Source organism: Motilibacter aurantiacus, from assembly GCF_011250645.1.
Classification (GTDB): domain Bacteria; phylum Actinomycetota; class Actinomycetes; order Motilibacterales; family Motilibacteraceae; genus Motilibacter_A; species Motilibacter_A aurantiacus.
Genome location: NZ_JAANNO010000023.1, coordinates 1 through 18,149, shown reverse-complemented (window position 1 = coordinate 18,149; position 18,149 = coordinate 1). Strand labels below are relative to the sequence as shown.

The following is an 18,149-nucleotide window of genomic DNA, read 5'->3' as shown; positions in this document are numbered from 1 at the left end:
GCACCAGCACGCCAGGTGCGGAGGACCGCTGTGCCCGATTCGCGGACGGACGACGAGATGCAGCCGGACGACGCCCCGGGAGCGGCGTCTCGACGTGCTTTCCTCACCCGCTCCGCGGCGGTCGCTGCCGGGCTGGTCGGCACCCAGCTCCCCGGGCAGGCCGCCCACGCCGACGAGCCCGACCCCGAGCTGCCGTGGAGCGCGACGGTCGACTGGCCCGACGGGCCCGGCAAGAGGATCCGGCCGCAGAAGCCGGACAACGACCTGCGCGACCTGCTCGCCGAGATCGACCCCGCTCGCATCGAGGCGATCGTGCGCAAGCTGGTGTCGTTCGGCACCCGGCACACGCTGTCCGCGCAGGACGACCCGGTACGCGGGATCGGCGCCGCGCGCGACTGGATCTTCGCCGAGCTCAGCAGCTACGCCGCCGCGTCCGGCGGCCGGATGACGGTCGAGACGCAGTCCTACCTGCAGCAGCCGGCGTCGCGCATCCCCACGCCCACGGTCATCAGCAACGTCATCGCCACCCTGCGCGGCTCGCGTCAGCCGGAGCGCGTCTACGTCGTCTCCGGCCACTACGACTCGCGCGTCACCGACGTGCTGGACGCGACGAGCGACTCCCCCGGGGCGAACGACGACGCGTCCGGTGTGGCCGCCGTGATGGAGATGGCCCGCGTTCTCGCCACCAAGGACCCCGACGCGACCATCCTGTTCGTCGCCGTCGCCGGCGAGGAGCAGAACCTCTACGGCGGGCGCTACATGGCGAGCCGGCTGCGGGCCGCGAACGTCGACGTCCAGGCGATGCTGAACAACGACATCATCGGCTCGAGCACCGGCGACGACGGCAAGCGCGAGCGCTACACCGTCCGCTGCTTCGTGCAGGGCATCCCGCCGAACGAGAGCGCCTCCCGGGCGTCGACGCGGCGCTCCATCGGTGGCGAGAACGACTCGCCCGCCCGCGAGCTGGGCCGGTTCATCGCCGAGGTGGCTCAGAACAAGAGCACCGGGATGTCCGTCCGGCTGATCTACCGGCTCGACCGCTATTTGCGCGGCGGTGACCACACCGCCTTCCTGGAGCAGGGCTACCCGGCCGTGCGCTTCACCGAGCCCAACGAGGACTTCGCCCACCAGCACCAGGACCTGCGCACGGAGAACGGCGTCGTGTACGGGGACCTGCCGGAGTTCTGCGACTGGGACTACATCGCGCGGGTCGCGCGGGTGAACCTCGCGTCGCTCTGGTCGCTGTCGCAGGCACCGGGGATGCCGGCGAACGTCCGCGTCATCACCTCCACCCTGACCAACGACACGGTGCTCACCTGGGCCCTGGACGGCAGCGGGCTGACCGAGGGCTACGAGGTGGTCTGGCGGCCGACCGACGAGCCGCTGTGGACCCACGCGATCGAGGTCGGCCTGGTGAACCGGGCGACGATCGACCTGTCCAAGGACAACGTGGTCTTCGGGGTCCGGGCGATCGGCCGTAAGGGGCTGCGCAGCCCGGCCGTGTTCCCGTTCCCGTAGGCCTCGTGAGACGGCCGTCCCGATGCGCGGACGCAGGAGGAGCCACCTCATAGGGTGCGCCCCATGTCCGCACCGTCCACCCCCCGTTCCTGCGTCGTCCTCGGCTGCGGGCGCAGCGGCACGAGCCTGCTCAGCGGGCTGCTCGCCGGGTCCGGCTACCACCTCGGCCGCACCCTGCTGCGCGCCGACCCCTCGAACCCCAAGGGCTACTTCGAGTCCGGTCGGATCAACCGGCTCAACGAGCAGTTGCTCGCCCCCTACACGACCGACGTCCTGCGTGCCGCGGACGGGCGGCCGCTCGCGGCACGGCCGCTGCGGGAGGGAGAGCGCTGGCTCGCCGCGCTGCCGGCCGCCGTCCCGGTCGCGCGTCCCGAGGCGCTCGCGGACGACCTGCGGCTGCCGCCGACCGACGGGCCGACCGCGCGCAAGGACCCGCGCTTCTCCTGGACCCTGCAGGCCTGGGACCCCGCGCTGGCCGACTCCGTGCGCGTCTGCGTCTTCCGCGACCCGAGCGCGACGGCGCGCAGCATCCTCACCATGACCGACCAGGGCGACCTCGGGCTCGGGCTCGAGGGCGCGCTCGCCGTCTGGGCGTCGAACTACCGGCGGTGCCTGCACCTCGCCGACAGCGAGCGCGGCGAGGGTCGGCGCTGGGTGTTCGTCCACTACGCGGCGATCCTCGACGGGACCGGGTTCGGCGAGCTGGAGGACGCCCTCGAGACCGAGCTCGACCGCTCCTTCATCGATCCCGAGCTGCAGCGGTCGCCGGTCGGGGCGCCGCCGGAGGGCGAGATCGCCGAGGTGTACGCGGAGCTGCGCACGCGGGCCGGGCTGGCCGCCGCCGGCTGACCGGACGGGACGCCGCGGGCGCACCCGGCAAGTGGTGGACGTCCCGGGTGCGTCGGGTGGACGCTGTGCCCGGCGCGGACGCCAGGTCCGCACCGTACTCGTCCCGCGACCACGGAGGCGGCGTGGACTCCCTGCTGCTCGACGTCGCCGTCGGCCTGGTCTTCGTCTACGCGGTCGCCGCCGCAGTCACGACGATCGTGACCGAGGGGATCGCGCGGTTCCTCGGGCTGCGGGCGCGCTTCCTGCTGCTCGGGATCCGGACGCTGGTCGACGGCAGGGCGGCCGCGGCGCCCGCCGCGCCCGCGCCGGCCGACGCGTTCCGCGGCTTCCGCGAGGGCATCGAGCACGCCCTGCCCTGCGCGCCGCCGCCCGGCAGCCCGGAGGCGCTGGACAACACCGAGGCGCTCGCCGAGCCCGCGCCCGCGGTGACGTCGGACGAGGACGCCGCGCTCCGCCAGGTCTCGGTCGCCCTGCTCGGGTCACCGCTGCTGCGCAACCAGGGGCAGAAGGGTCAGCTCGCGCAGGCCGCCCCGAGGCGGTGGGGCGAGCTGCGCAAGCTGCCGTCGTACGCCCCGTCCCGGTCGTTCGCCCAGGCGGTGGTGGACCTGCTCATCCCCGACCAGCAGGGGCGTACGACGTTCGACGCGCTCGAGCGGGCCGTCGGCGCGCTGCCCGAGGGCACCATGTTCAAGCAGTCGATGCAGACGCTGCTGAAGAACACCGAGGGCGACGTCGCGGCCTTCCGGGAGAACGTCGAGAACTGGTACGACGACCACATGGACCGGGTGTCCGGCTGGTACAAGCGCCGGGTCCGCTGGATCTCGCTCGCCGTCGGGTTCTTCGTCGTGGTGCTGTGCAACGTCAACACCGTGTCGGTGGCGCGCGCTCTCTACACCGACCAGGCGCTGCGCGAGGCCGTCGTCACGCAAGCGCTGGCCGCGTCCGACTGCGGGGGTGAGGCCGACGAGTGCCTCGCGCAGGTGCGCCGCGAGATCGGCAGCCTGCGCGGCTCCGGCCTGCCGGTCGGCTGGGGCAGCGTCGCCGACTGCACGGCGACCGCGCGGGCCCTGCGCGCCCAGGCCGGCGAGGACGCGACCGCGTGCACGTGGGCGGAGGCCCGCGGGCTGGCCAGCGCGACGGGCAACGGGGGCGCCGACGTGTGGTTCGGCGTACGGCTCGGGCTCGGGTTCCTGCTCAGCTGGCTCGCGCTGGTGCCCGGCGCGCGCTTCTGGTTCGACCTGCTGGGACGCCTCGGCAGCCTGCGTTCGACCGGGCCGCGCCCCGCCCGCGCAGTGCGCTGACGCAGCACGCGCCGACCCGCCGACCACCGACCACCGACCCGACGAGCGCGACCCGCCGGACGCCGACCACCGACCCGCCGCGCCTCGACACCGGCTGCAGCAATGCCGCACTCGCACAACGGCTCCTCGCGTGAAGGCGGCATCGCGGCGGACCTACCGGCTCGATGGCGCATTCACGCGAACGGGACCGGGGCGCGCGGACCCGGTAGGCGGAGGGGCGCGAGTGAAGCTACCGGTCCAGCGGGTCGGCCGCGTCCGGCTGCGGGACGGCCGCTGCCGGGGCGCTGAGCACCGGCGCGTCGGCCTCCCTGCGGCGGGGCAGCGCGACGGCGCCGCCGCGTACGTCGAGGAAGACGTCCGGCACGGGGCCCTCGCAGCCACCGGCGCCGGCTGCGGCCAGGGCCACCCGCCGCAGAGCCGCCGCCGCCTCCCGGGCGGCCCGCGCGGCAGCCCGGTCCCGGGCCGCGCGCTCGCGGTCGCGGCGCGCCTCCAGCCGGTCGGCCGCCGCCCAGTCGCGCTCGACGGAGGCGAGGTGTCGCAGGGTCGCGGCCAACCCGTCGACGGCGTCCTGCTCCGGAGTGCGGCGCTCACGCTGCAGCGCGACCACGTCGCGGTGCTCGGCAGCCGCGTCGCGCAGCAGCGCGAGAGCGTCCCACTCGTCCGCGATCCGGTCGCGCAGGTCGGCCACCCGGTCCCGCTCGTCCTCGAGGGCGCCGAGCCGGGCCAGCTGCGCACCGGAGGAGGTCTCCGTCAGCGGCTCGGCACAGAGCGCGGCCAGCCGCTCCTCCGCCCGGACGAGGGCCGCGGCCTGCGCCTTCAGCCCCTCACGCCGCTCCTGCAGCGACGGCCGTAAGTCGGTCACGGCGCGAATACTAGGAGTAATAGCAAGGCTGGGGAAGGTGTAAGCCGCGGACTGTCCCCCGTCCGGGGAACGGCGGGCCACCGGACGGCTCGCGCGGCCGCCCTCACCCGCGGCGCAGGCCGCTGGCCCGGGCCACCGGCCGGGCGAGCGCCGCGCGCACGGCGTCCGCGCTGCCGAGGACGTGGACCCGGCTGCGGGCCCGGGTCACGGCGGTGTAGACCAGCTCGCGGGTCAGCAGCGGCGAGTCCGGCGGCGGCAGGATCAGGGACACGGCGTCGAACTGGCTGCCCTGGCTCTTGTGCACGGTCATGGCGTGGACGGTCTGGACTGCGGCCAGCCGGCTCGGCGGGACGAGCACGGGCCCGCCGCCGCGGGCGAAGGCCGCGCGGGGGACGTCCCCGTCAGCGCGGACCACGACCCCGGTGTCGCCGTTGTAGAGCGCGGTCTCGTAGTCGTTCGCGGTGACGAGCAGCGGCCGGCCGACGTACCACTCACCCTCGGCCGCGTAGCCGGCAACGGCCTCGACCAGCCACCGCTCGACGACGCCGCTCCAGTGGTCGACGCCGTACGGCCCCTCCCGGTGCGCACAGAGCAGCCGGTGCGCGTCGAGGGCGTGCAGCGCCGCAGCCACCTCCCCCCGCCGGGCGGCCTCGACCGTCGCGCGGCCCGCGGACAGGACGTCGCGGCGCAGCCGGTCCGCGGCGCCCGCCGACGGCGGCACGTCGGCGGCCTGCTCGCTGAAGGTCAGCTGCTCCGAGCCCGCGCGCAGCAGCCCGAGCGCCGTCTCGGCGTCGCCGGCCTGCACCGCGCGCGCGAGCTCCGCGATCCCGCCGCCGAACCGGTACGTGTGCCGCAGCACGACGACGTTGTCCGGGCCGGTGCCGTCGGCGGCAGAGCGGTGGACCAGGTCCCCGAGCACGGCGCCGGCCTCCACGGAGGCCAGCTGGTCGGGGTCGCCGACCAGCACGAGACGGGCGTCCGGGCGCAGCGCCTCGAGCAGCCGGGCCATCATCGTCAGCGACACCATGGACGTCTCGTCGACCACGACGACGTCGAAGGGCAGCCGGTTCGCCCGGTCGTGCCGGAACCGGGTGCGCGAGTCGCGCCGCCGGCCGAGCAGCCGGTGCAGGGTGGACGCGGAGAGGCCCGCGACCGCCGACCGGTCGGCTCCCGTGAAGGTCTCCCCGACCGCCCGCACCGCCTCCTCGAGCCGCGCGGCCGCCTTGCCCGTCGGGGCCGCCAGCGCGACGCGCAGCGCGAGCCCGTCCGTCCCGGGCCGCCGGTGCAGGTCCTGCAGCAGCGCGAGGACGCGCGCCACCGTGGTGGTCTTGCCGGTGCCCGGCCCACCGGCGATCACGGTCACCCAGCGCCGCGCAGCCGTCGAGCCGGCGACGTGCTGGAGCCCGCGCCCGTCCGGCTCGGCCGGGAAGAGCCGGCCCACGGCGGCGGCCAACCGGTCGGGGTCCACCTCCGGCGGCGGCAGCTCCTCCCGCGCCCGCAGCTCGTGGCGTACGAGCTGCTCCTGCCGCCAGTAGCGGTCGAGGTAGAGCAGCCCGCCGTCGAGCCGCAGCGGGCGGGCGTCCTCGGCCTCCCCAGCCGGGCTGCCGTCCCCCGCGACGAGCGGGCCGTCCGCCACCCGGGGGAGCCACGTCGCGGGCTCGGGCCACGGCAGGGCCTCGACCGCCTCCCGCCCCACGCCGTCGACGACCGCGGTGTGGCGGACCGTCGCGAGGTCCACGCAGACGGAGCCGTGGCGCACGGCCCGCACCGCGAGCGCGGCGGCGAGCAGCACGTCCGGCCGTTCCTCGCCGCCGAGCCGGCCGAGCGTCGTGGCGACGTGCACGTCGGCCGCATGCAGGACTCCGGCGACGTTGAAGGTACGCAGCACCCCGTCGGCGCGCAGGGCGAGCCGCGCGTCGTACGGCTCGACGGCGGCGGTGTCGAGGGTGTCGTCGGGCACAGCGCTGCCGGCAGCAATGCTCATCGGCGATCGATGCTTCCGGTGTCGAGGAGATCGGACAGCTCGGCGACGAGCTCGGCAGGAGGCCGCCAGCCGAGCGCGCCGCACACGGTCCCGTCGACGGTCGGGGTCCCGGGGCCGCACATGCCGCGGAGGAACAGGTAGAGCGTCCCCCCCAGGTGCCGCCCCGGCGAGTACGCCGGCTGCCGCCAGCGCAGGAAGCGGTGGAGCGCGACGGAGTAGAGCAGCGCCTGCAGCGGGTAGTGGGCGGCGCACATCGCCGCGGCCATCGCGTCCGGCCGGTAGTCCCAGGCGCTCAACGCGGGCGCCTCCGGGCCGAGGCCGCCGAGCCAGTTGGTCTTGTAGTCGACGACCAGGTAGCGCGGGCCGTCCGGGCCGTGCACGCGCAGGACCGAGTCGATGCTGCCGGTGAGGAACCCGCGCAGCGGCTGGCCGCGCAGCTCGGGCGCGTCGAGCATCGCCGGGTACGCCGCCAGCAGGTCGTCGGCCGGCAGCCGCCTGCGCAGAAGGGCCGCGACGTCGCCCAGCGAGACGTCGGCGGTCGGGCGCTCGCCCCCGGCGAGCGGCAGCTCGAAGTCCAGCTCCGGCAGCCGGTCGTCGGGGCGCACGTCGGCCAGGCGCAGCCCGTCGGCCAGCGGCCCCAGCGGCGTCCGCACGACCGGGGCCAGCGCCGCGGCGAGGGCGGCGGCGTCGAGGCCGCGGACAGGCCGGGCGGCGAGCTGCTCCCCGGCCAGCCGACGCAGCTCGGCCTCGAGGTCCGGCGCCGCGCCGTCGAACCGCTCCAGGACGGCGTGCACGAGCGTGCCGAACGCCGTGCCGCTCGGCAGCCCCGCCATCGGTGAGGGCATCGCGCGCAGCCTCGCCTCGAGCGCGGTCGCGTCCGCCGGGGCCGGCGGGGCCGAGTCGACCGGCGGCACCGGCGGCTCGTCGTCCTTCTCCGGCTCCTCGGCCTCGCTGCCGACCCGCGACAGCGGTGGCTCGGCCGGGACGCCGTGCGCGGCCGCGGTCAACGCGCTGTAGGACGTGCGCCGCCAGGCGGTGTCCACAGGACGGTCGAACGACGCCGCCTCCAGCGCAGCCGCGTTCGGTCGTGCCGGGCGCCACGACGTGGCCTCCGGCTCGGGCGGCACCGCCTCGAGGGAGAGGTGCGCTGCGGCCGGCCGGAGCCGCTCGCGCAGCCGGGCCACGGCGTCGTCGTCGCCGGGCACCGGTACCGGGTCCGGTGGCTGGTCGCCGGGGGCGTGCCCACCGAAGAGGAGCCGGTGCAGGGCGGCCGAGGGGGTGTTCGAGGACGGCGCCCACCAGAGGACGGCCTGCGAGCGGGCGCGGGTCAGGGCGACGTACAGCAGCCGGAGGTCCTCACCCGACTCCTCCTCGGCGTGCCGTGCCCGCCGACGGCCCCACCCCGGCCCGGTGCGCCCGCCCACGTCGAGCACCCGGCCGCCGCTCTCGTCGTGCAGCCGGAGCGGGTCCGGCACCGAGGGGACCCACCGGTCCCAGCCGAACGGGAGGTAGACGACCGGGAACTCGAGCCCCTTGCTGCGGTGGATCGTGACGACCTGTACCGCCGCGGCGTCCGACTCCAGCCGGCGGGTCCGCTCCTCGTCCGTGTCCCCGGCCGCGTCCGTGATGCGCCGGCGCAGCTCCTCCACGAGGGCGGGCAGCCCGAGCCGGTCGCGTTGCGCGGCCGCGTGCAGCGCCTGGGCGACGTGGCGCAGGTCGGTGAGCTCGCGCTCGCCGTGCACGGCGGCGAGCAGCCGCTCGGGAACGCGCTGCGTGGCGTAGACGGTCTCGGCGAGGGCGGCCACCCCGCGCTCCGCGAGGACCGCGGCCCACTCGCGCAGCAGCGGGCCGAGCTCGTCGGCAGCACGCTCACCGCGGGCGTCCAGCTGCTCGGGGGACCAGCCCAGCAGGCTGGTCAGGGCGGCGGCGTGCGCCCGCCAGACGCGGTGCGGCTGCTCGAGAGCCTCGAGCAGGGTGAGCCAGTCGCGGGCCGCGGAGGTGGTGAAGACGCTCGGCCCGCCGGCGAGGACGGCGGGCACCCCGGCCGCGCGCAGCGCGTCCCGGACCAGCGCCCCCTGGCTGTTGGTCCGCACGAGCACCGCGATGTCCGCGGGCTGCACGTCGCGGTCCTGCCCGGCGTCGCGCAGCCGGGCAGGGGCCGACAGCAGGCGTACGACGTCGGCGGCCAGGTCCGCGGCCACCAGGTCGCGCGCGGCAGCGGTCTGGACGAATCCGCTGCGGACCCGGGGCAGCCCCCGTCGCCCCACCACACGCAGCCGCAGCGGGGACGCCTGCGGGGCCGACACCAGTCGGGTGCCCGGGTGCGCCGACCGGACGGGGCGAACGCGGATTCCTGCATCTCCCAGCGCTGCTCCGCCGAGCAGCGTGTCGAGGGCCTGCAGCAGCGGCTCGTCGCTGCGCCAGTTGAGCGCCAGCGTCGCACGCCGGCTGGCGTCCCTGACGGCGTCGAGGTACGTCACGACGTCCGCGCCGCGGAAGGCGTAGACCGCCTGCTTCGGGTCGCCGATGAGCACCAGCGTCGCGTGCCCGTGGAAGGCGAGGCGCAGGATCCGCCACTGCACCGGGTCCGTGTCCTGGAACTCGTCCACCATGACGACCCGGTAGCGCGCCCGCAGCCGCACGGCCGCTGCGCCGGACTCCGCGTCGTGCTCCAGTGCGGCGGCGAGCCGCGTGAGCAGGTCGTCGTAGCCGAGGAGACGCTGCCGGCGCTTGCGCAGCTCCACCTCGCGGCGCACGGCCCGGGCCAGCCCGTACCGCTCGGCGGCCTCGCTGCCGGGCGGGGCGTCTGCCGGCTCGAGCGCGGCTGCGTCGTCGTCCACGGCCGCCCGGCCGACCTCGAGCGCGGTGCGGCGTGGGAAGGCGGGGCGGCCCGCCCCCGGCGCGGCGTACTTGCGCAGGTAGAGGTCGTCGACCGCCTCGACCACCAGGTCGTCGACGCTGTCGACGAGCACCGCGTCGGGATCGGTGTCGCCGGCCACGCCCAGGCTGGTCAGCACCTGCTGGCAGAACTGGTGCGTCGTCGCGATGGTCGCGGCGTCGAACCCGGCGAGCGCCACCGTGAGGCGTCGTCGGCGAACCGCCACCTCGTCGTCGTCGGCGGCCGCGAGATGCGCCAGGACGGTGTCGCCGCTCGCGCGCGCTGCGACCGGGTCGGCCAGAGCGCGCTCGGCGGCGGTCAGCCGCTCACGGACCCGCTCGCGCAGCTCCTGGGTCGCCGCCCGGCTGAACGTGACCAGCATGAGCTCGTCGAGCCGGGCTCGCCCCTCCGCGAGGTAGCGGGTGGCGAGCGCCGCCAGGGTGAACGTCTTGCCGGTGCCCGCGCTGGCCTCGAGCACCGTCGTCCCCGTGGGCAGCGGGCCGCAGACGTCGAAGGGGGGCGGGTCGTCGATACCGAAGCTCGCATCAGCGAACGGAGCATCAGGAGAAGCGATGTTCACAACAACTCCACCTGCTCGGCGGCGAGCAGCGGCGCCCACAGCCGGCGGGCCAGTGCGCCGAAGCGGGTGGGCTCGGCGGCTGCTCCGTCGGCCAGCCCGGCCTGCTGCAGCACGTCGAGCCCGGTCCACGCTCCCCACACCATCCGGTGCGCCGCGTCCTCCGCCTCTCCCGGCACGGTGTCGTTGCCCAGCCACTCCTCGCGGGCGCGCCCGAGAGCGAGGTCGGTGTCCTCGCCGCGCTCCCGGACGTCGGCATAGGCCGCGGACGTCTTCACCGCCATCGGCAGCGGCTCGCGCATCCCGGCGGCGTGCAGGGACACGAGCTGCCCCAGCACGATGGACGCGTCCTCCGGCCGCAGCGGCCCGAGGGTCGAGCAGCGCGGCCGGTCGCCGTAGCCCCTGCCGATGGTGACCGCCCGCCACCGCGTGCCGGGGTGCGCGACCGTGAGCGCGACCAGGCTCGCCCACGCACGCAGCCGGTGCTTGGCGGCGAGCCGGGAGTACGTGACGCTGACGACGGTGTCGCCGTGGACGTCGCCGACGGTCCCCTCCACCCTGGTGGCCGTGGCGCCGGGCCTCGCCCCGCTCGAGGCGGGCACGGCGGCCACGAGGTCGACCGTCTGCGCGGGCGCCCCGGCACGGGCGGCCTCGGCGGCGCGCACCAGCGGCTCGACCGAGCCGAGCACCGCCTCGAGGGCGCGGCCGCCCAGTGGCCCGGGCGGGAGCGTGCCGCGCCGCCACTCCGCCTGCCGGCACCGCTCCGGGCTCGCCCCGGCCAGCCGGTCGCGCAGCAGCCGCTCCCCCACGGCCCACCGCTCCAGCGGCTCGAGCTCGACCGCCAGCACGTCGGACGGCTCGTCGTCGCTGCCGGGCACGCCGACCTGCAGCCGCTGCTGGAGGAAGGCGCGCACCGGGTGCTCGAGGAGGCGTACCAGCGCGTCGAGGGCGAGGACGGGCTCCGCCGGACGGTCGGGCAGCGGCTGCGGCAGGAACGGCCGTGGTGGCACGCGCCCGCCCGCGGCCGCGAGCGCTCCGCCGAGCGCGGTCCGGTCGAAGCTGAACGGCCCGGGCGCCCCGAGGCCGGCGGGGGTGAAGTTGCGGGGGTCGAACGGCTGGAGGGGGTGACGGACGAGGACGTGGCCGCGAGCAGGGCCGCCGTCGGGCGCGACGGCCAGGGCGTCGACCGCGTCGAGCAGCTCCCCCAGCGGGACGGCCGGCGGCCGGGGGCTGTTGGTCCGCTCGTCGGCGCCGGAGTAGGCCACCACCAGGTGCTCGGTGGCCGCGAGCACGGCGTCCAGCAGCAGCTGGCGGTCCTCGCTGCGCGGGTCGCGCTCGCCCACCCACGGGTCGCGCAGCAGGATGTCGTCGCCGTCCGGGGTGGCGTTGCGCGGGAAGACCCCGTCGTCGAGCCCGAGCAGGGCCACGACCCGGTGCGGCACCGAGCGCATCGGCACGAGCGTGCAGACGGTCAGCGTCCCGGTGCGGAAGTTCGCCCGGGTGGGCCGCCCGCGCAGCCGCCGCGCGAGCAGGGCGCGCACCTCAGGCAGGGTGAGGCGCACCTCGCCGCGGGCCGCAGTCCCCGCCGTCCCCACCTCGGCCAGCTCGGCCCGCGCCTGGGCCAGCTGCCAGCTGTCCGCATCACGGACGTCGGCGAGCGCGTCGAGCGCAGCTCGCAGCGCGTCGAGCCACGCCGCCAGCGGCTGCTCGCCGGTGAGCGAGCCGAGCACGACGGCGAGCCGGTCGACCAGCTCGGCCAGCCGCCCGGCGAGGTCGATGTCGGAGCTGTCGACGTCATCCAGCGGCAGCGCCAGCCCGAGCCACGACGACCTCGGGGTCGGCGTCGCCGTCCCCACCGCGCTCGCTGCGCCCTCCTCGGCCATCGCCGCGCCCAGCAGGACCCGGTCGAGCCCCGCGCGCCAGGTGTTCTGGCCGAAGCCCCCCAGCGCGAAGGGCCGGCGCGAGTCCGCGTCGAGCCCCCAGCGCACCCCCGAGCGCGCCACCCAGTCCTGCAGCCGCTCGAGGTCGTCGTCGTCGAGCGCGAAGCGGCGGCGCACAGGGGGCAGGGCCGCCAGGTCGAGCACGCGCGAGGCCGGCAACCGGGAGTCGGCGAGCTCCAGCACCGCCGCCAGCACCGCGAGCAACGGGTTGGTCTGGCGCAACGAGCGGTCGGCGAGGCGCACCCGCAGGCCGTGCGCCGGGTGGTCGAGCCCGGGGGCCGCGGAACCGTCGGCAGCGCCGGCTGTGGCGCCCGTGGCCTCGCCCAGCCCGAAGGCCGCGGACACGAGCGGCGCGTACGCCTCGACGTCCGGGCACATGACGAGGATGTCGCGCGGTTCGAGCCTGGGGTCGGCCGCGAGCAGGCCGAGCAGCACCTCCCGCAGCACCTCCACCTGGCGCGCGGGGCCGTGGCACGCGTGCACCTGCACGCTGCGGTCGTTCGCGGGCAACGCGACGCGACCGGCTGCGGGCGGGAGCGCGGCGTCGTCGCGCAGGGCGGCCTGCAGCCGGCCGAGCAGCGTGCCCGGCGCGGCCGGCGCGGGGTGGTCGGAGTGCAGGACCGCGCCGGGCGCGGCGGCCAGCGCCAGCTGGAGCTCGCGGGCGTCGCGCCCGAGCGAGGCGAGCAGCGGGTTGCGTGCCAGGTGCGCCGTGGGGTCGGCGGCGCGCCGCCGGTCGGCGACCGGGACGAGCGGCCCGACGCTGCGCCAGAGTGCGGGCGAGGGGTGCGGCAGCCACAGGTGGACGTCGCGGTGCTCGGCGACCGCCGCGAGCACGGCAAGCGCGGAGGCGCTCAGCCGCGTCGGGCCGAAGACGGACAGCCGGGCCGGCCAGGGCAGCGTCCCCGGCTCGGCCCGCAGCAGCTCGCAGGCCGAGGGAAGGCGCTCGGCCGGGCCGGGCACCCCGACGTGGGCGCGCAGCCGCCGCCACAGCTCCGCCTCCCAGGCCAGGTCCGCCGGGAGCGGCGTGCCGCTGCCGTCGGTGTCGAGGCCTCCGGCCCAGTCCTGCACCATCCGGGGGCGGGCGGCGGCATAGGACGCGAACAGGCCGGCGAGGTGGCGGGCCACCGCGTAGCGACGGCCGCGCCGGTGCCGGTCGCCCGCGGGGCCGGCAGCCCCCAGGTGCCGGCCGAGCACGTCGCACCAGGCCTCGCCCGCGCAGCCGTCGATCACTTCGAGCAGCGGCCAGACCAGCCGGTCGGGCAGCCACACGTCCTCCCGCGGGTCGATGCCCGCGGCCGCCGACAGGGCCTCGTCGACCAGCCCCCCGGGCGAGGGGAACCGCAGGTTGGCGCACACCCCGTCCGCCCGGCCGGCCGCGGTGCCGAGCTCGCGGGACAGCGACTGGGTCAGCCAGCGCTCGACACCGCGGGCGGGCACCGCCACGACCTCCGGGGTGAACGGGTCGGCCCCGGCCGCGGGCTCGCGCAACAGCCCCGCCAGGGCGTACGCCAGCTCGTCGGCCCGCTCGGAGCGGTGGACGTGCAGCACCGGTCAGGCCCGCGACGGGCAGGGACGGAGGCGGTGCGGCACGCGGAGAAAGGTAACCGCGCCGGCCGAGCCGCGGCGACGGCCGTCCACAGCCGCGGCTAGCAGTTCCTGCAGCGGCCGCAGGATTGACGCAGCCCTGGTGCCCTGCCATGGTCTGCAGCGGGGCAGGCGGGCGCGCCGCTTCGACGCGAGGAGCCGGCCCGGCAGGCCGACCCTTGGGACAGGCGTTCGGCGGCGATCCCGCCGGCCGTAGGCAAGACTACGGCCGTGGCAACCGGCGCAGCAGGCTGGCGCGGGCGCGCCTCGCGGCGCCGGCCCGCGGGGGCCCAGGACGCAGCCTGGCTCGAGGCGCTCTTCCTCGCGAACGGGGACGCGGTCAGGAGCTACGTCATGTACCGCTGCGGCGACGCGGACCTCGCCGAGGACGTGGTCAGCGAGGTGTTCCTCATCGCGTGGCGGGACCGCGCCGCGGTGCCCGAGCCGGCCGTGCCCTACCTGCTCGGCGTCGCCCGCCGCGTGCTCGCGGGCCAGCGGCGGGCCACCCAGCGGCGGGACAGGCTCACCGCACGCATCGCCGACGGCCTGGACGGGGCGTCCACGGCGCTCGAGGACGGGGACTTCGAGAGCCTGGAGCTGCGCGAGGCGCTCTCCCGGCTGCCCGACCACGACCGGGAGGCGCTCATCCTGGTCGGCTGGTGCGAGCTGTCGAACGTCGAGGCCGCCGAGGCGCTCGGGTGCAGCCAGGTGACCTTCGCGGTCCGCCTGCACCGGGCCCGTCGGCGGCTGCGCGCCCAGTTGGACCGGGCCGACCGCCCGGGTGAGCCCTCCGTACGTGCGGCGGCGTCATGACGCGCCCGGACGCCAGGCCCGACGACCTCGCCCGGCTGCGGGCGGCGCGGCCCACGCCCTCGACCGGCTGGGCGGGCTCACCCGCAGGCCGTCGCACGCTGGACCGCGTGCTCGCCGAGGCCGGGCCCGCGCAGGGCCCGACGGAGGGAAGGGCCACGGGCGCACCCCCGCGACGCCCGCGCCCTTCCCGGTCCCGCTGGCTACCGCTGGCGGGAGTCGTGGTGGCCTCGGTCGCGGCGGCCGGGGCGGTCACGATCCGCGACCGGTCCCCGGCACAGCCGGGCCTGACCGTGCTCTGCTACGCCGAGGCGCGCGCGCAGGCTGAAGGGGCGGTGCCGCGGCAGGAGTTCACCGGCCTCCCGCCGCTGGACGCCTGCCGCCGCAGCTATCCGGTCGACTTCCCCGACCGCCCGGTGCCCGAGAGCTTCGCCCTGTGCGTCGCCGACGGGGGCGGCCTCATCGTGGTCCCGTCGCGCACGGGCCTTTCCGACGACGTCCCCTGCGTCCAGGCCGGCGCTCGCCCCGCGAGCGGCTCGCGCTGACATCAACTCACCCGCGCCAGGCCGTCCCGCCTGCTCCCGGCCCGGCGCACGCCCGGAACCCAGTCGCAGGCGGGGCAGGCACCGCCGTCATGCAGCCGTGCCGGCCACGACGTCTGCTCGAGGATGCCTGCGACGAAGCAGCGGGCGACCAGCTCCGCCCGGTTGGCGAGCGCGAGCCGACGGGTGACAGCCGACACGTGGTAGGCGACGGTGTGCCCGGACAGGCCGACCCGGCGCCCGATCTGGTCGTTGGAGAAGCCGCGCGCCAGCAGCTCGACGACCTGCGCCTCGCGCTCGCTGAGGTGCACGTGTGATCGCCCCGCCGACTGCACTGGATCCTCCCCGCTCCCGGTCGGCGCCAGTCAAGCCTGCCCCGCGCCGGTGCCGCCAGCGCGCGGGTTATTACAGCCCTCCTGCCGGCGGGCCTGGCCGGCCGCCCGACGACCACCCGACGACCACCGGGCGGCGCCGAGGCGGCGGTCCGGGCACTGGTGCCGAGAGACCGCATTTTCTTACAGGAACGACACAACAATCCGCTATGAATTCATCTCATAGAATTCCAGGCATTCCTGTCGCAGCCTTTCGGCATGACTTCCAGGAATCTGCGGCGCACGGTCGCCGCCACTGCCGGCGCAATCACCGCCTGCTCGACGGTCCTCGCCCTTCCGGCCACCGCATCCGCGGCCCCCGGTGAGATCACCGACCAACTGCTGATCGCCGAGGCCGAGGCCCACGGGGCGCGGGTCTCCGGCGGATGGGCGGTCTTCCCGAACGGAATGGAGGCGTCGCTCGGCCCTGCCGCGTATTCCGACTGCCCCAACAACTACGTCTGCCTGTTCGAGAACGCGTCCTGGGGCGGGCGCCTGATCCGGTGGTACAACGCGAACACCGCCATCAGCGACCTCGGCCTCTACACGTTCAACGACGAGCTCTCCTCGTGGGTGAACAACTCCCCCTACGACGCGCGGTGGTTCTACAACAGCTCCTACGGCGGCACGACCCGGTGCATGAACGCCGAGAGCGGCTCGCCGTCCTCGTTGGGCGGCGACGACGACAAGGCCAGCTCGTTCCGGGTCTACACCGACGCGGTGGCCTGCACCTGAACGGGCGCGCGCCGGCGTCAGTAGTGGGCGCGGGCGGCCTCTGTCAGGTGCACCCCGACCACGCGGGCCTGCGCGCCGGCCAGCAGGCCCGCGTAGTCGCGGTCGTCCACCACGAGGAACCGCTGCCCGGGGTGCTCCTCGCGGATGGCGGCGAGCTGGAGCAGCTTGTCCAGGTCCTTCGCCGGCAGCGGCCGCCCCCTGGCGTCCCGGAGCTCGCGGAACGCGGGCAGCTCGTCGTACGGCGGGGCGAGCACCGCCCGGAACCGCGAGAACTGCTCCTGCGGCACCTCGGCGCTCGTGGTGTAGGCGGCCATCTCGGCGTACCGCTCCATCTCGGCCCCGGTGAGGAACCGCGGGTCGAGGTAGTCGGCCACCCCTCCGAGGTGGAGCGTGTCGGCGAGGTTGCTGTGCAGGTCCGTGATGCCGCGGGTGGTGATGATCCCCATGACGGCGCCGGCGTCGCGCAGCGCGCCCATCAGCGGGGCCGCGCAGGGGCGTACGAGCGTCGCGCTCTCGCCCTCGCGCCCCTTGCGGCTGCCGAGCGTCTGATCGATGTCGAAGAGCACGATCAACGGGCCGTCCGCGAGCAGCGGCGCCGCGGCGGACCACACCGAGCACACGAAGCGCCGCTCGGACTCGAAGACCCGGAGGAACCTCTTGCGCTGGTCGACCTTGGTCGCGTCGTCGTCACGGGCGTCGCTGGACATGAGGACGGCATCGGCGTCGAAGTACTCCACGGTGTTCTGCCAGTCGAAGGCGAGGGCATAGGCCACCTCGCCCGAGATGTCCGACCACACCTGCTCCGGAGCCCGCTGCATGCCTCAGATCGCCAGTCTCGACGAGATCACGTCGTCCCAGGGGCTCACAGTCACCAAGGTATTGAAGGAGGATTACGACCACAACGTCTACCTCGTCGAGCAGGGCGGCCGCCAGCTGATCCTCAAGACGATCAACGACGAGGGGCTCGAGCAGAACCTCCGCCGCGACGTCGGCTACTCCTTCGTGCTGGCCACGCTCGCGGCCGCCGACCCTTCCTGGACCCTGCGGGCGAGCGCTCCCGTGGCGACGGGCGGGAGCTGGATGCTGCGCGAGGCGCTGGACGCCGAGCCGCTGCTCGACCCCGACGCCCTCACGTCGGAGGCGGCAGCCGCGGTGGGCCGGGCGCTCGCCGACCTCGACCGGCTCTCCCCGGACGTCGTCGCGCGCCGGCCTGACTACCGCAACGGCGCCGGACAGCCCGTCGAGGACGAGCAGCACCGGCTCGCCGAGCTGGAGCGCTGGGTGGACGGGATCGACGAGGCGTCCGGGCTGGGCGAGCTGGACCGGGAGGAGCTGCGCAGCGCGCTGGAGTCGGGGCGGCAGGCCGTGCACCCCGGCTTCGAGGTGTGGGACGTCAAGCTCGACGACTTCCTCGGGCTACCGGAGGGCAAGGTCGCTATGTACGACCTGGAGTTCGCCCATCTGTTCGGCCGCCGCCACTACGACGTGGCCAAGATGTACGCCACGCTGGCAGTGGTGCACGGCGAGCCGGGGCCGGCGGCGGCGCTCCTGGAGGCGTACCAGGGCGAGTCCCGCCTGCCCGACGACCGGCTGATCGCAGCGTTCCTGCCGGTCTGCACCGAGACGCTCCTCGCCGAGCTCAAGGACGCCGTGGACGCGGACGGTGACTCGGGGAGAAGCCGCGCCGCGCAGGCGCGCGAGCTGCTCGCCGGCTGCCTCGCCGGGCGGGTCCCCGGCCTGGCCGGCCAGTGAGCCGGCCGGGGCCGCCGCCGCGTGCGGCGGCCCCAGCCGCTTGCCCGACGGGAAGCGGTGTCCCGTCCGGGCAGCCGGCTCAGTCGGAGAGGTCGAACTCCGGCGACCCCAGCGTGTTGAACCAGGTTCGCGCCTGCTCCGGGTCCGAGGTGAACGTGAGCGCGAGCTGGAGCAGGACGCGCGCCTTCTGCGGCGTCAGGTCGAGCCCGCCGATGACGTTGGGCGTACCGTCCGCGACGTAGACCGACCCGTCGCCCGTGCGCGTCGCGGAGACGAAGACGACGCCGTGGTCGCGGATAGCGGCGGTCCGCGCCATCGACTGCGCGGTCGAGACCCCACCGGCTCCGTGGCCCGCGGTGACGATCCCGTCGACGCCGGCCGCGGCGAGCGCCTCGATCGACGTGGCGTCGGCCTCCAGGTAGGCGTAGACGACCTCGGCCTTCGCG

The 18,149-nt window shown here is 76.0% G+C and carries 13 protein-coding genes and 1 pseudogene; 7 read left to right on the top strand and 7 right to left on the bottom strand.

Going from position 1 to position 18,149, the window contains the following annotated elements; all coding sequences use genetic code 11:
• The first annotated feature begins 57 nt into the window (after positions 1-57).
• The 3 genes from G9H72_RS20335 to G9H72_RS20325 all read left to right on the top strand — a co-directional run bounded on the left by G9H72_RS20335 (position 58) and on the right by G9H72_RS20325 (position 3,668).
• The gene (locus G9H72_RS20335; RefSeq protein ID WP_166174646.1) at positions 58-1,518 is read left to right on the top strand and encodes a M20/M25/M40 family metallo-hydrolase; all 1,461 of its coding nucleotides are present in this window, start codon (positions 58-60) and stop codon (positions 1,516-1,518) included.
• Positions 1,519-1,581: 63 nt separating this feature from the next.
• Complete coding sequence (locus tag G9H72_RS20330; protein WP_166174609.1) at positions 1,582-2,367, top strand: sulfotransferase; 786 nt, start codon at positions 1,582-1,584, stop codon at positions 2,365-2,367.
• 122 nt (positions 2,368-2,489) lie between these two features.
• Positions 2,490-3,668: a hypothetical protein gene (locus tag G9H72_RS20325; RefSeq protein WP_166174607.1), complete on the top strand. Its 1,179-nt coding sequence runs from the start codon at positions 2,490-2,492 to the stop codon at positions 3,666-3,668.
• Between the two features lie 229 nt (positions 3,669-3,897).
• Here the strand turns inward: G9H72_RS20325 and G9H72_RS20320 are convergent, their stop codons facing one another.
• From G9H72_RS20320 to recC, 4 genes are all read right to left on the bottom strand, one after another.
• Positions 3,898-4,530, bottom strand: a complete 633-nt coding sequence (locus tag G9H72_RS20320; RefSeq protein WP_166174605.1) for a hypothetical protein — start codon at positions 4,528-4,530, stop codon at positions 3,898-3,900.
• 103 nt (positions 4,531-4,633) lie between these two features.
• Entirely contained in the window at positions 4,634-6,514 is a 1,881-nt protein-coding gene (recD, locus tag G9H72_RS20315) for an exodeoxyribonuclease V subunit alpha (RefSeq protein WP_166174603.1), read from the bottom strand.
• On the bottom strand, positions 6,511-9,966 hold the full coding sequence (locus G9H72_RS20310; protein WP_407939617.1) for a UvrD-helicase domain-containing protein: 3,456 nt from the start codon (positions 9,964-9,966) through the stop codon (positions 6,511-6,513). The genes recD and G9H72_RS20310 overlap by 4 nt, the downstream gene beginning before the upstream one ends.
• A 2-nt stretch (positions 9,967-9,968) precedes the next feature.
• Positions 9,969-13,457 carry an exodeoxyribonuclease V subunit gamma gene (gene recC / locus G9H72_RS20305; RefSeq protein WP_166174601.1) on the bottom strand — a complete coding sequence of 1,163 codons (3,489 nt, stop codon included), beginning with the start codon at positions 13,455-13,457 and terminating at the stop codon, positions 9,969-9,971.
• Between the two features lie 267 nt (positions 13,458-13,724).
• Here recC and G9H72_RS20300 point away from each other — a divergent pair, with 267 nt between their 5' ends.
• Together G9H72_RS20300 and G9H72_RS20295 are read left to right on the top strand one after the other, a co-directional pair.
• On the top strand, positions 13,725-14,306 hold the full coding sequence (locus G9H72_RS20300) for an RNA polymerase sigma factor (RefSeq protein ID WP_166174599.1): 582 nt from the start codon (positions 13,725-13,727) through the stop codon (positions 14,304-14,306).
• A complete protein-coding gene (locus tag G9H72_RS20295) occupies positions 14,303-14,848 on the top strand; it encodes a hypothetical protein (RefSeq protein ID WP_166174597.1) in 546 nt (181 codons plus the stop codon). The genes G9H72_RS20300 and G9H72_RS20295 overlap by 4 nt, the downstream gene beginning before the upstream one ends.
• Before the next feature lie 2 nt (positions 14,849-14,850).
• Here the strand turns inward: G9H72_RS20295 and G9H72_RS20290 are convergent, their stop codons facing one another.
• Positions 14,851-15,156 carry a response regulator transcription factor gene (locus G9H72_RS20290; protein WP_166174595.1) on the bottom strand — a complete coding sequence of 102 codons (306 nt, stop codon included), beginning with the start codon at positions 15,154-15,156 and terminating at the stop codon, positions 14,851-14,853.
• Between the two features lie 279 nt (positions 15,157-15,435).
• Between G9H72_RS20290 and G9H72_RS20285 the strand changes: the two genes are divergently transcribed.
• Positions 15,436-15,951, top strand: a complete 516-nt coding sequence (locus tag G9H72_RS20285) for a peptidase inhibitor family I36 protein (RefSeq protein WP_166174593.1) — start codon at positions 15,436-15,438, stop codon at positions 15,949-15,951.
• Positions 15,952-15,968: 17 nt separating this feature from the next.
• On the opposite strand, the gene G9H72_RS20280 is transcribed toward G9H72_RS20285, so the two are convergent.
• Entirely contained in the window at positions 15,969-16,769 is an 801-nt protein-coding gene (locus G9H72_RS20280) for a hypothetical protein (RefSeq protein ID WP_166174591.1), read from the bottom strand.
• Between G9H72_RS20280 and G9H72_RS20275 the strand changes: the two genes are divergently transcribed.
• Positions 16,768-17,703, top strand: a complete 936-nt coding sequence (locus G9H72_RS20275; protein ID WP_166174589.1) for a phosphotransferase — start codon at positions 16,768-16,770, stop codon at positions 17,701-17,703. The two genes, G9H72_RS20280 and G9H72_RS20275, sit on opposite strands and share 2 nt — an antisense overlap.
• Before the next feature lie 79 nt (positions 17,704-17,782).
• Here the strand turns inward: G9H72_RS20275 and G9H72_RS20270 are convergent.
• Positions 17,783-18,149 (bottom strand): annotated as a pseudogene (locus tag G9H72_RS20270) (asparaginase); the annotation flags it as partial.